The organism is Streptomyces sp. NPDC000345 (assembly GCF_042898825.1).
Taxonomy (GTDB): Bacteria; Actinomycetota; Actinomycetes; order Streptomycetales; family Streptomycetaceae; genus Streptomyces.
The window spans coordinates 227,244-239,761 of record NZ_JBIAZE010000001.1; the positions used below are offsets into that span (position 1 = coordinate 227,244).

Consider the following 12,518-nt stretch of genomic DNA (forward strand, 5'->3'; position numbering starts at 1 on the left):
ACCCTCACGCCGTCAGCTCCTGCCGCAACGCGTCCCGCAACCGCGCAGCCCGCTCGGCCACCTCCCCCGGGCCGAGGGACACCGCCCGGTCGGCCCACCGCTGCCCCTCCGCCAGCTCCCCCCGACGCGCGTAGACCAGGGCCAGCCGCAACGCCGCCCGCCCATGCCCGTCATCGGCGGCGCGAGTCCACCACACCACCGCCTCCGGCTCGCTCCCCTCCCGCGCCAGCAGCAGCCCCAGATTGAAGGCGCCGTTGCGCGACCCGGCCTCGGCGGCCTCCCGGTACCACCGCGCCGCCTCGACCACGTCCCCGCGCGCCGCGGCCAGCATCCCGACCCGCACCTGCGCCCGCCGGTGCCCCTGCTGGGCCGCCCGCTCGTACCACTCCTCGCACTCGGTCTTCTCGTGCACGATCTCCCCTAGCTCGTGCGCCGGCTGCGGCGGCCGCCGCGCGTCCAGCACCGCGGCCAGCCGGTACGCGGCCTCCGCGCTCCCCCCGCCCGCGGCGCACCGCAGATGCCGTTCGGCCTCCGGCTCGTCCCCGTCCCGCAGCCGCGCGATGCCGACCTGCAGCGCCGCCTCGGTGTGTCCGGCGGCGGCCGCCCGCTCGTACCAGCGCAGCGCGATCTTCTCCTCGCCCCGCCCGGCGAACAGAATCCCCAGGTTGAACGCCGCGTCGACGCTGCCCGCCTCCGCCGCCTTGGAGAACCAGGGTTCCGCCCCGGCCGTGTCCCCGACCTGGAGCAGCAGGACGGCCAGCGCGTTGGCGGCCTCCCGGTGCCCGGCGTACGCCGCGCGCCGGTACCACTGCTCGGCCTGCGCGGTCCGGCCCTGCTCGGCGCAGAGCAGCCCGAGGTTGTAGGCGCCGTTGTCGTCACCGGCGTCCATCGCGGCCCGGTACCAGCGCTCGGCGGTCTGGGTCTGGCCGCGCTCGGCGTGCAGCGCGCCCAGCGCGTTGGCCGCGTTGCCGTCGCCGTCCTGGGCGGCGCGCAGCCACCAGATCGCGGCGTTCTCGGTGTCGCCCGCGTCGCGCAGCAGGAAGCCGAGCGCGCAGGCGGCCCGTGCCTCGCCGTCCTTGGCGGACGTCAGATACCAGCGCCCGGCCTCCTTGAGGTCACCCCGCCGCTCCAGGATCGCGCCCAGGTGCAGCGACGCCCGCCGGTGCCCGCGCGCGGCGGCCTGCCGGTACCACTGCTCGGCCTCCGCCGACGTGGAGACACCGTTGTCACCCTCGGAGTCCTGCGCGTCCCTGCGGTCCAGTGCCCGCGCCAGCCGGTACGCCGCCTCCCGGTGCCCCCGCTCGGCCGCGGCCCGCATCCATCGCTCGGCCGCGGGGTCCCCGCGGTGTTCCAGCAGGTCGGCGAGGGCGTACGCACCGAGGGCGTGGCCCTGCTCGGCGGACTGGCGCAGCCAGTACTCCGCGGCGGGCTCGTCCCCGCACTCACGGCAGTGGCGCCCCAGCGCGTGCGCGGCCGCGGCCGAACCGGCCACGGCGGCGATCCGCCACCATCCGGCCGCCTCGTCGGCGTATCCGCGCTGATGGAGAAGGACGCCCAGGTTGTTGGCCGCGGCCCGGTCACCGGCCGCGGTGGCGGCACGCAGATACGGCTCGGCGCCGTCGAGGTCACCGCGGCGCAGCAGCATGGCCCCGAGGACGCTGGTCGCCTCGTCGTCGCCGGCCTCCGCTGCGAGCCGCAGCCGCATCTCCTCGACGGCCTCCCCCGTCTCGGCCGTCTCCCCCGTCTCGGCCGTTTCTACTGTCTCTGTCTCTTCCGTCTCTACCGTCTCGACGGCTTCCGCCGTCTTGTCCCGGCCCTGGTCCGGGGTCGCTTCCTCACCGGAAGGCTGCACAAACCGCCCTGTCTCGAACAGAGTTGCCTTGTCCCCCATAACGTCCATCGTCGCACCACCTGCAACCTGGGTACACCTGTGTATACCGCAGCCCGTGAGGTCACTTCAGCGTTTTGTCGACATGCCCACAGAGAGACAAGTCAAACACAGTTCGCCCAACTCCCCACAGCGGCACGTCGATGCGTCTCGCCGGGACATGCGTTCGCACACGACGAAGGCCCGGATCCGTGTACCGGATCCGGGCCTTCGTCTGCAGTAGCGGGGACAGGATTTGAACCTGCGACCTCTGGGTTATGAGCCCAGCGAGCTACCGAGCTGCTCCACCCCGCGTCGTGTTCCACAACCGTATCACGACGCGGGGCGGGCCTGATCAGCCGCTGGGACTGCTGCTCGGACTCGGACTGCCGCCGGAGGTCGGCGAGCTGGTCGGACTCGGGCTGCTGCTCGCCGTGCTGCCGCTCTTGTCCGCCTCGTCCTGCGCCTCCTCGGCCCGCTTCAGGGCGGCCTCGAGGTCCTTCTGCGCCTTGCCGTACGCCTCCCAGTCGCCCTTCTTCAGGGCTTCCTGGCCGGCGGTGAACGCCTTCTGCGCGTCGTCCAGCGCTTCCTGGACCGTCGGGTCGGTGGACGACGGCGGTGTGGTGGTGTCGCCGCCCTCGTCCTCCGGCGGGGTCGTGCTCTCCGCGCCGAAAACCTTGTTGAGGGCCTCGTCCAGGGTGTCCTCGAAAGCGGTGTTGCCGCCGTAGGTCACCAACACCTTCTTCAGCAGCGGGTACTTGAGTCCGCCACCGCGCACATAGACCGGCTCCACGTAAAGCAGTCCTCCGTCGAGCGGCACCGTCAGCAGGTTGCCGTACTCGATGTCCGAGTCACCGCCCTTGAGGAGTCTGATCGACTCGGCGATGTCCTGTTCGGAGTTGAACTGGCTCTGGACCTGTTTCGGTCCGTCGACGGTCGTGCTCGTCGGCAGTTTCAGGATTCTGATCTTGCCGTAACCGGGTGCACCCGCCTCGGAGTCCACCGCCATGAACGCGCTGAGGTTGTCGCGGCCGTTGGGCGTGAACGTCGTCGTCAGCGAGAACGCCTGCGCCTTCTGGTCGGGCATCTTCATGCTCAGGTAGTACGGCGGCACCGCGTCACCCGACTTGTTGCTCGGGTCGTCCGGCACCTGCCACACCTCGCTGCCGCTGAGGAACGTCGTGGCGTCCTTCACGTGGTAGCGGGTGAGCAGCTCGCGCTGGACCTTGAACAGGTCCTGCGGGTACCGGAGATGGGCCATCAGCGCGTCCGAGATGGCGGTCTTGGGCTCCACCGTGCCGGGGAAGGCCTTCATCCAGGTCTTCAGGACCGGGTCCTCGGTGTCCCACTGGTAGAGCTTGACGTCGCCGGTGTACGCGTCGACGGTCGCCTTCACCGAGTTGCGGATGTAGTTGACCTGGTTCTGCTGCGCGACCACCGCGCGGTTGTCGTTGGTCGCGGTCAGCGAGTCGGCCGTGGTGTCGCCGAGGGTCGTACGGGAGGCGTACGGGTAGCCGTTCGTCGTGGTGTACGCGTCGACGATCCACTGGATCTTGCCGTCGACCACGGCCGGGTACGCGTCGCCGTCGATGGTCAGCCACGGGGCGACCGCCTCGACGCGCTCCTTGGGCGTGCGGTTGTACAGGATCCGCGAGCCGTCGCCGATGGCGCCGGAGTACAGGATCTGCGGCTCGCCGAACGCCACCGCGTACGCGGCCCGGTTGACCGGGCTGGAGAGGTTGACCCCGCTCTTGCCCGTGTAACTGGTGGTCTTCTCGCCGTTGTCGTCGGAGTAGTCGATCTCCTTCTGGGGACCGCCGACGATCGAGTACGTGGTCGTCTTCTCGCCGTAGTAGATCCGCTGCTGATACGTCCCGAGGTCGCCCTCGGAGGGCAGGTTGGACTCGGTGAAGACCGGGCGGCCCTCGGCGTCGGCGGTGGTGCCCTTGGCGGCGACCACGCCGTAGCCGTGGGTGTAGCGGAAGTGGTTGTTGATCCAGTTCTGCTTGTCGACGCCCGCGAGGTTCAGCTCGCGCAGACCGATGACCGTGTCCTGGTCGGTGCCGTCCACGGTGTAGCGGTCCACGTCCAGGTTGGTCGGGAAGGCGTAGTACTTCCGCATCTGCTGGAGCTGCTGGTACGTCGGCGAGACGATGTTCGGGTCCAGCACGCGGATGCTCGCGGTCGCGTCGACGTCGTCGCGCAGCTGCGTCTTGTCCTTGGTGGTGCTCGTCCCCGAGTACTCGGTGACCTGCGTGCCGTCGATGCCGTACGCCTCACGCGTCGCCTTGAGGTTCTTCGCGACGTACGGGGCTTCCTTGGCCTGCTCGTTCGGCTGGACCTGGAACTTCTGGACGATCGCCGGGTACAGCCCGCCGATGAGGATCGCGGAGAGCACCATCAGGCCGAAGCCGATCACGGGCAGCTGCCAGGTCCGCCGCCACAGGGTGGCGAAGAACAGCAGGGCGCAGATGACGGCGATGCAGAACAGGATCGTCTTGGCCGGCAGGTAGGCGTTGGCGTCGACGTACCTCAGGCCCGTCCAGTTGTCCGTCGCCTTGAAGTCGCTGGACTTCACGGCGAGACCGTACCGGTCGAGCCAGTAGGCGACGGCCTTCAGCGCGACGAAGACGCCCAGCAGCACCGACAGGTGCCCGGTCGCCGCGGCCGTGGCGCGCGCGCCGGGGCTGGTGACGCGCAGCCCGCCGTACAGGTAGTGGGTGAGCGCGGCGGCGATCAGGGAGAGGATCGTGGCGGCGAAGCCGAAGCCGAGCAGGAACCGGTACCAGGGCAGGTCGAAGGCGAAGAACGACACGTCGAGGTGGAACTGCGGGTCCTTCTGTCCGAAGGACACGCCGTTGACCCACATCAGCCAGGTCCGCCACTGGCCCGCCGCGGAGGCTCCGGCGATCAGCCCCACCAGGGAGGTGATGCCGAGCAGCAGCCACGTCTTGTAGGGCGCGATGCCCATGCGGTAGCGGTCGAGGCTCTGCTGCTCCACCGACATCGCGCTCAGCGGCGGCCGCAGCCGGTGGGCGAGCCAGATGTTGAGACCGACCGCGAGGGACATCAGCAGGCCGAAGACGAAGAACAGCCCGATCTTGGTCCAGAGCGTGGTGGTGAACACCGACGAGTAGTTCACCGACCGGTACCAGAGCCAGTCCGTCCAGAACCCGGCGAACATGGTGAACGCCATGCCGAGGACGGCCAGGACGCCCAGCGTCATGAGCAGGGTCCGGACACGCCGGGACGGGCGGCCCACTCTCATCCGCGGCCCTGTCGGGCCTCCGCCGCGGTCCGGCATCTGGAAAGCCAAGGTGCGCACCTCGAAGTTCGCTGTCGATCCCTCAGGCCCGCGTGTTCGCCGGCCCCCAGTGGCCCCCCGTGATCGTGGGCCCACACCTATGCAACTTACTCACCGTTTACTCGGTTCCCGATTCCGCCCGAGAACGAGAGAGGATTGTGACCATGTCCAACACTCCCATGGCAGCGAACCCGCTCACCCGGGCCGTACTCGAGATCGACGAGTACGCCTCCGGCCTCGGCTGGGACCAGCCCGCCCGCCTCTTCGCCCTCGTAGACACCGCACGGCTGCGGGCTCAGGAACCCTCGCTCGCCGCCCAGCTCGGCCTGGAGGACGAGCCCGAGACCACCGGCCTCACCCCGATCGAGCAGGACGAAGTGCCAACGGACAAGCCGCTCGACGAGTTCCTGGCCACCATCGCCTGGCCCGACGCGGTGGTCGGCTGCGCCCTGACCGTGGAGCGGCTGATGCTGCCCCCGTCCGCCGAGGCCCAGGTCCCCCAGGGCCTGAGCGGGGGGAAGCTGACGCAGTGGGTGGCCGAGCACCCGGACCGGCAGGAGGTCCGCATGACGGTCGCGGTCCTGCGGGACGGCACCCGCGAGTCGGCCCTGCGCCTGCGCGAGAAGGACGCCCCGACGGAGGTGCTCACCGGCGGGAACCTGGTCCCCGGCCTGGCGGAGGCGCTGTCGGCGACGTTCGAGGAGTAGCGGCCGGCGTCACGTGCACTTCGGCAGATCGGCGGTGTCGCCGCTGCGGATGTCCTTGAGGGCGTCGAGGGCGTCGTCGATGGTGTCGACCTTGACGAGCCTGAGCCCCGAGGGGGTGTCCTTGGCGGCGGCCGCGCAGTTGTCGGCCGGTGTGAGGAAGTACCGCGCCCCCTGGCTCCTGGCGCCGACGGTCTTCATCTCGATGCCGCCGATCGGCCCGACCTTGCCGTCGTCGTCGATGGTCCCGGTGCCGGCGACGAAGCTGCCGCCGGTGAGGCTGCCGGGCGTCAGCTTGTCGTAGATCCCGAGGGCGAACATCAGACCGGCGCTGGGCCCGCCCACGTCGGCGAGCTTGATGTCGATGCTGAACGGGAAGGTGTGGTCGGTCCCGGCGGAGATCCCCACGATCGCCCGCTTCTCACCGCTGTCGGTGGAGGTGGCGGTCGTGATGGTCACGTCCTGCGTGCCAGTCGCCGTCCTGTTCGCCTTCTCGGCGGCGGCCTGCTCCTTGGCCGGGACGATCGTGAAGACGACGTCCTGCTCCGGCTTGTGCGCGGTCACCAGCTTCGCGACGTCACCCGGCGCCTTCACGGCGGTCCCGTCCACGGCCTTGATCACGTCCCCGGCGTGCAGCTTGCCCTCCGCCGGGGACCCCTTGACCACCGTGGAGACGATCACCCAGGACTGCACCGGGATGTTCAGCTCCTTCAGGGCCGCGACCTTGGCGCTCTCCTGGGACTGGCTGAACTCCTCGGCGTTCTCCTGGGTGGACTCCTCCTCGGTCTTGCCGTCCGGGTAGAGCGTGTCGTGCGGCACCACCTTGTTGTCGTGGGCCAGCCACCCGTACACGGCCTCGACGAGGTTCATCCGGTATTCGGCGCTCGTGACGCGCACGGTGGTCATGTTCAGATGACCACTGGTCGCATACGTCTTGCGCCCGGAGATCTGCAGCACCGGCTCGCCGTCGTGCTCGCCGAGCGTGTTCACCGTCGGTCCCGGGGACATCTCGGCGTACGGCACGTTGATGAGCACTCCAGCGCAGAGGAGCGCGATCAGCATGAGGGTGGAGGCGAGCATCGTCGCGGTGCGGCGTGGCATGCCTCGACAGTACGGGACGGTTCTGTCAGCGCACCGTCAGGGCCACCACCCGGGTCAGGTACTGGAGTGGGACCTCTCCCTGACGACCGTCTTCGCGGCGCCGGCCGGCTTCTCCAGGACGGCGGACCTCTCCATCGCGGCCCGGAAACGGGCGTACCCGTCGAGTTCGGGCCCGTCGCCGCGCGTCCTGCGGGTGCGGTTGGCCCAGCTCCCCCACAGGCCGGCACCGATCGCAGCCACAAGCGGAATCAGCAACCAGGCGAGCGCAGCCATGCCGACCTCCCAACCCCATACCGCAACTGACTGATCAGCAGATTAACCATCCGCACTGACAACGCTCACGGCAGGGGTGGGGTTACGCAACCGGAGGTCCGGGAGTGTCGGCCGTCCGGCCTCAGCAGGCCCCGACCCACTCCTCGGTCCCGTCGGAGAACTTCTGGTGCTTCCAGATGGGCACCTCGTGCTTGAGATCGTCGATCAGCTTCCGGCAGGCCTCGAAGGCCTCCCCACGATGCGGGCACGAGACGGCGACGACCACGGCGAGATCACCGACGACGAGGTCCCCGACGCGGTGCACCGCCGCGAGCGCCCGCACCGGGAACTCGGCGACGACCTTCTCCGCGATCCGCCGCATCTCCGCCTCGGCACTGGGATGACAGGAGTACCCGAGCGTGTCGACATCGGCACCCCCGTCATGATTCCGCACGGTGCCCACGAACAACGCCGTCCCCCCGGCCGCGTCGTCCCCGACGGCCCGGAAGACCTCGTCCAGGGAGAGCGCGGTGTCCCTGACGGCGATCAGCTTGACGGGATCCTGAGCTGCCCGCTCACCGGGATGATCGAAGGTCGATGCCATACCCCCATCGTGCCCCACGCCCCCGAACAGCGGGAACCCAGCCCATCCGCAACCGAGGACTGCCCGTCCGGGGAGGAAGCGGGGTCTGGGGCCGGAACCCCTCCCGGGGGCGGGGACGCGGCCCCCTCGGGTTCCGGGGGGCCGGCCCGCCGGGGGGGCGGGGGTGCAGCCCCGCGGGGGGGGAGGGGCGCAGCCCGTGGGGGTACAGGGGGGCGGAGCCCGCCGGGGTACAGGGACGGAACCCCTGGGGGTGCAAGGGCTCAGCCCGCCAGGTCCAGAAGACTCACCCCGCCGGCGGTCCAAGGGTTGGAGCCCCGTGGCGGTGCAGGGGCGCGGGAGTCCAAGGGGCGCAGCCCCGTGGGGGTACAGGGGCGCAGCCCCGTGGGGGTACAGGGGCGCAGCCCCGTGGGGGTACAGGGGCGCAGCCCCGTGGGGGTACAGGGGCGCAGCCCCGTGGGGGGCCTGGGGGCGGAGCCCTCGGCGGGGGCGAAGGGGCGGAGCCCCTGGGGGTGGGAAGGGTAAGGGCGGCGGGGGCGAAGACCTCCCGGCGCCCACCCCGCCCTCACACCCGCCGCCGCGCCTTCCGAGCCCTCCGCACCACAGCCGCCGCACCCAGCAGAGCCACCGTCGCCCCCGCGGCCCCCGCCGCAGTCGCGTCCTTCCGCCCCAGCCGCCGCCCGGCGACCGTGTGCCGCCCGGCGACCTCCTCCAGCAACTCCGCGAGCACCTCCTCATTGGTCCACCGCGCCCGCCACCCCGCGTCATGCAGCCGCGACCCGCTCACCACCCACGGGTACATCGTGTACGCCAGGTCCCCCGCCGGAGACGGCGTCAGCCCGATCCGGTGCAGCCGCGCCGCCGCCCCCAACGCCACCGCCGACGGCAGTTCCATCCGCCGGATCCCGCTGAGCTCCTCCACCTCCTCCTGCTCCAGCCACCCGTCGCACCCGACCGCCAGCTCCCCGTCGACCTTCTCGAGAACGGCGTACTCCAGCGCACTGCACAGATCCTCGACGTGGCAGAACTGCCAGGCCGGCCGCGACCCGGCCACCACCAGCAGCCGGGGCGACTCGAAGTACCGGGTCAGCGCCGTGTCCGTACCCCCCACCAGCACCGCCGGCCGCACCACGGTGACGTTCAGCCCCGGGTGCGCGCGGGGCGCCCGGCGCGCCAGCCGTTCGATCTCCAGCAGGTCCCCGACGCCGGTCGCCTCCGCCGTGGCCCGCAGCTCCGCGTCCTCCGAGAGCGGCAGCTCGTTGTCCGGCAGCGCCCCGTAGACCATCGAGGAGGTGCACAGCACGACACGGCGCACCCCGGCCGCCGCGGAGGCCGTCAGCACGGTCTGCGTCCCGCGCACGTTGTAGGCCGTCCGGGCGGCGGCGTCACTCCCCAGGTCGAGATCGAGCGCGAGGTGGACCACGACGTCCGCCCCGCGCAGCTTGTCGGCGATCGCCGGGTCACGGACGTCGAGGATGTGCCACTGCGCCGCGTCGCACTCGCCCCGTCGCTCGTCGATGGCGACGACCTGCTTGACCTCGTCCGATGCGGCGAGCCGCTCGGTGAGCAGCGCGCCGACCCCGGTGGCGGCGCCGGTCACGGCGACGACGGGCCCGCGCGAACCGCCCGGGGTTGAGTGGTTTCGCGCTGCGCGAACCTGCGGATCTGGGGAACTCACCAGGTGTCTCCAGCGGTTGTCTTGGCATACGGGCGCGAGTGACGCGTACGTACCAGGTGGCATCCATCCTGCCGCAGGCCAAGAGTCGGCGAAGCACCGAGGCCCGATCGAGCCCCGGGGTGTCTACGCTGGGTGGTGTTGCAGGGCAGCCGCGCCGCCGGGTGAGAACCGGTGGCCTTACCAGCCGAGGAACCCCGTGAGTGACACCCCATTCGGATTCGGCCTTCCGCCGGAGGAGCCGGAGGACGGCGACGAGGGCAAGAAGAAGGACCAGCAGAGCGGTGGTGGTCAGGGACCGGCCAACCCGTTCGGTTTCGGGTTTCCCGGAGCCGGCGGCTTCGGTGGTCCGGGCGGTCCAGGTGCCGACAATCCGCTCGCGGCCATGTTCGGTTCGCTGAACCCCACCGACCTGGGCGCCGCCTTCCAGCAGCTGGGCCAGATGCTCTCGTACGAGGGCGGCCCGGTGAACTGGGACATGGCCAAGCAGATCGCCCGCCAGACCGTCTCCCAGGGCACGTCGGACGGCGTGAAGGACGCCAGCGTCGGCCCGGCCGAGCGCACCGCGGTCCAGGAGTCCGTCCGTCTGGCCGATCTGTGGCTGGACGACGTGACGTCCCTGCCGTCCGGCGCGGGCTCGGCCGTGGCGTGGTCGCGCGCGGAGTGGGTCGAGGCGACCCTGCCCGCGTGGAAGGAGCTCGTCGACCCGGTCGCCGAGCGCGTCGGCGCGGCCATGGGCGACGTCCTGCCGGAGGAGATGCAGGCCATGGCCGGCCCGCTGATCGGCATGATGCGTTCGATGGGCGGCGCGATGTTCGGCTCGCAGATCGGGCAGGCCGTCGGTGTCCTGGCGGGCGAGGTGGTCGGCTCGACCGACATCGGCCTGCCGCTCGGCCCGGTCGGCAAGGCGGCGCTGCTGCCGCTGAACATCGGCTCGTTCGGCAAGGACCTGGGCATCCCCCAGGACGAGGTCCGGCTGTACCTGGCCCTGCGCGAGGCCGCTCACCAGCGTCTGTTCGCGCACGTGCCGTGGCTGCGCTCGCACCTGTTCGGGGCGGTCGACGGCTATGCCCGCGGGATCAAGGTCGACACGGCCAAGCTGGAGGACGTGGTCGGCCAGTTCGACCCGCAGAACCCCGAGCAGTTGCAGGACGCGCTGCAGCAGGGCATGTTCCAGCCGGAGGACACGCCGGAGCAGAAGGCCGCCCTGGCCCGCCTGGAGACGGCTCTGGCGCTCGTCGAGGGCTGGGTGGACGCGGTGGTCCACGCGGCCGCCAAGCCGCGGCTGTCGTCGGCCGACGCGCTGCGTGAGGCCCTGCGTCGCCGCCGTGCCACGGGCGGCCCGGCGGAGCAGACGTTCGCCACGCTGATCGGTCTGGAGCTCCGCCCGCGGCGTCTGCGGGACGCCTCCCGCCTGTGGGCGTCGCTGACGGACGCGCGCGGTGTCGACGGCCGTGACGCCCTCTGGGCGCACCCCGACATGCTGCCGACGGCCTCCGACCTGGACGACCCGGACGGTTTCGTGCACCGCGAGCAGCTGGACTTCTCCGAGCTGGAGAAGATGCTCGGCGAGGCGGGGAGCGGTGGCGGCTCGGCCGAGAAGCCGAACCTGAAGAAGGACGGCACCCAGGACGACGACGGGGGCGACGACGCCGAGTGAGTCTCTACGACGACGCGGTCCTCGTACTCAAGGGCTACGAGGAGCAGGCCGACCTGCGCCAGGTCTACCTGGACCATCTCGCGTCCCACCCCGACGGCCTGTGGAAGGCCTGCGGGGACGGGCACATCACGGCGAGCGCCCTGGTGATCGACCCCTCACGCGGGCGTGTGCTGCTCACGCTGCACAAGAAGATCCGGAAGTGGCTGCAGATGGGCGGCCACTGCGAGCCGGCCGACGAGACGCTGGCCGCGGCCGCCCTGCGCGAGGGGACGGAGGAGTCCGGCATCGCGGGGCTGAGCCTGCTGCCCGGCGGCCCCGTGCGCCTGGACCGGCACCTGACCCCGTGCGCATGGCACCTCGACGTCCAGTACGCGGCGCTCGCTCCGGCGGGGGCCGTGGAGGCGATCAGCGACGAGTCCCTGGACCTGCGCTGGTTCGGCTACGACGAGGTGGCGGCCGTGGCGGACCAGTCGGTCGTACGGCTGCTGGAGGCGACCCGCGCGCGGCTGTGAGGCCGGTGCGTGCGTAAGGGGCGGTCACCAGGGTGACCGCCCCTTACGTCTGTCTTCTGGACCCCGCGGGAAGGGTCAGCTCCAGACGTTGCCCTGGTTCTGTCCCCGTGCCCCGTGCTGGCCCATGCCGTACTGCGCGGCGAGGCCGGACCCGACCTGGGCGTTCTGCGGCGGCAGCAGCTCGCTGGGCTGCACCAGCGCGAACCCGGTGCCCATGAAGCTGAGCTCCCAGCCCTCGCCGGTGTTGCCGCGCCGGCGCCACACCCCGGAGGAGTGCGTCTGGGCCTGCATCTGCACACGCAGCCCGGTGGACCAGGCCACGATGGCGTCCGCGTCGCAGTTGACGTACTTGTCGGGCGTGACCTGCATCATCAGCGGCGCGCCCGAGGTCATCAGGGCGACCCGGCCGCGCCCGGTGATGTTGAGCTGGTACTTCCCGGAGCCGGAGATGCCGTAGAGGCTGTCGACGGCGATGACCTCGTGGTGCAGCGAGGAGTCCATGGCGAGGACGTAGCTGCTGTCGACGGTGAGGCCGTCCTGCTCGACGTCCACGAGGTGGATGTACTGGGCGAGGTTGGCGAGGTAGACCGTGCCCTGCCCGTGACAGCGCATCAGGTCCAGGCCTTCGCCCGTGCGCGCACGCGCGCGTCCCTGCTGGTTGCTCTGGTACTCGGCGTCGAACTCGACGAGGCCCTGGTAGGCGACCATCGTGCCCTTGCGGGCGAGGATGTCGTCGTGGCCCTCCAGGACGACGCGGAGCATCTGCTTGTTCTGCAGGCTCCAGCGTTCCTGGGTCTGCGAGTCGTTGTGCGCGAAAAGTGAGCTCTGCATGGCGTTTCTGG

The 12,518-nt window shown here is 71.0% G+C and carries 10 protein-coding genes and 1 tRNA gene; 3 read left to right on the plus strand and 8 right to left on the minus strand.

The window, feature by feature from the left end:
* Positions 1-4: 4 nt before the first annotated feature.
* From ACFY30_RS01085 to ACFY30_RS01095, 3 genes are all read right to left on the minus strand, one after another.
* Entirely contained in the window at positions 5-1,900 is a 1,896-nt protein-coding gene (locus ACFY30_RS01085) for a tetratricopeptide repeat protein (RefSeq protein ID WP_390843100.1), read from the minus strand.
* Positions 1,901-2,108: 208 nt separating this feature from the next.
* Positions 2,109-2,182 (minus strand) — tRNA-Met (locus tag ACFY30_RS01090).
* Positions 2,183-2,222: 40 nt separating this feature from the next.
* Positions 2,223-5,171 carry a UPF0182 family protein gene (locus ACFY30_RS01095; RefSeq protein ID WP_390843669.1) on the minus strand — a complete coding sequence of 983 codons (2,949 nt, stop codon included), beginning with the start codon at positions 5,169-5,171 and terminating at the stop codon, positions 2,223-2,225.
* A gap of 164 nt (positions 5,172-5,335) precedes the next feature.
* On the opposite strand from ACFY30_RS01095, the gene ACFY30_RS01100 reads away from it, so the two are divergent.
* A complete protein-coding gene (locus ACFY30_RS01100; RefSeq protein WP_390843101.1) occupies positions 5,336-5,878 on the plus strand; it encodes a PPA1309 family protein in 543 nt (180 codons plus the stop codon).
* Between the two features lie 9 nt (positions 5,879-5,887).
* Here the strand turns inward: ACFY30_RS01100 and ACFY30_RS01105 are convergent, their stop codons facing one another.
* From ACFY30_RS01105 to ACFY30_RS01120, 4 genes are all read right to left on the minus strand, one after another.
* Positions 5,888-6,976 (minus strand): PDZ domain-containing protein, encoded by a 1,089-nt coding sequence (locus ACFY30_RS01105; RefSeq protein ID WP_390843102.1) that lies wholly within the window; start codon positions 6,974-6,976, stop codon positions 5,888-5,890.
* A 54-nt stretch (positions 6,977-7,030) separates the two neighbouring features.
* A complete protein-coding gene (locus ACFY30_RS01110) occupies positions 7,031-7,249 on the minus strand; it encodes a hypothetical protein (protein WP_390843696.1) in 219 nt (72 codons plus the stop codon).
* A 121-nt stretch (positions 7,250-7,370) separates the two neighbouring features.
* Positions 7,371-7,832: a molybdenum cofactor biosynthesis protein MoaE gene (locus ACFY30_RS01115; RefSeq protein ID WP_390661145.1), complete on the minus strand. Its 462-nt coding sequence runs from the start codon at positions 7,830-7,832 to the stop codon at positions 7,371-7,373.
* 562 nt (positions 7,833-8,394) lie between these two features.
* A complete protein-coding gene (locus tag ACFY30_RS01120; RefSeq protein WP_390843103.1) occupies positions 8,395-9,507 on the minus strand; it encodes an SDR family oxidoreductase in 1,113 nt (370 codons plus the stop codon).
* 196 nt (positions 9,508-9,703) lie between these two features.
* Between ACFY30_RS01120 and ACFY30_RS01125 the strand changes: the two genes are divergently transcribed.
* Both ACFY30_RS01125 and ACFY30_RS01130 read left to right on the plus strand, forming a co-directional pair.
* A complete protein-coding gene (locus ACFY30_RS01125) occupies positions 9,704-11,164 on the plus strand; it encodes a zinc-dependent metalloprotease (RefSeq protein WP_390843104.1) in 1,461 nt (486 codons plus the stop codon).
* On the plus strand, positions 11,161-11,676 hold the full coding sequence (locus ACFY30_RS01130) for an NUDIX hydrolase (RefSeq protein ID WP_390843105.1): 516 nt from the start codon (positions 11,161-11,163) through the stop codon (positions 11,674-11,676). The genes ACFY30_RS01125 and ACFY30_RS01130 overlap by 4 nt, the downstream gene beginning before the upstream one ends.
* A gap of 75 nt (positions 11,677-11,751) precedes the next feature.
* On the opposite strand, the gene ACFY30_RS01135 is transcribed toward ACFY30_RS01130, so the two are convergent.
* Entirely contained in the window at positions 11,752-12,507 is a 756-nt protein-coding gene (locus ACFY30_RS01135; RefSeq protein ID WP_390843106.1) for an AIM24 family protein, read from the minus strand.
* Positions 12,508-12,518: the final 11 nt, after the last annotated feature.

Coding starts and splice junctions, on each gene's coding strand:
- ACFY30_RS01100 (WP_390843101.1), top strand. CDS start 5,336: ATGTCCAACACTCCCATGGCAGCGAACCCGCTCACCCGGGCCGTACTC.
- ACFY30_RS01085 (WP_390843100.1), bottom strand. CDS start 1,900: ATGGACGTTATGGGGGACAAGGCAACTCTGTTCGAGACAGGGCGGTTT.
- ACFY30_RS01135 (WP_390843106.1), bottom strand. CDS start 12,507: ATGCAGAGCTCACTTTTCGCGCACAACGACTCGCAGACCCAGGAACGC.
- ACFY30_RS01095 (WP_390843669.1), bottom strand. CDS start 5,171: ATGCCGGACCGCGGCGGAGGCCCGACAGGGCCGCGGATGAGAGTGGGC.
- ACFY30_RS01115 (WP_390661145.1), bottom strand. CDS start 7,832: ATGGCATCGACCTTCGATCATCCCGGTGAGCGGGCAGCTCAGGATCCC.
- ACFY30_RS01110 (WP_390843696.1), bottom strand. CDS start 7,249: ATGGCTGCGCTCGCCTGGTTGCTGATTCCGCTTGTGGCTGCGATCGGT.
- ACFY30_RS01105 (WP_390843102.1), bottom strand. CDS start 6,976: ATGCCACGCCGCACCGCGACGATGCTCGCCTCCACCCTCATGCTGATC.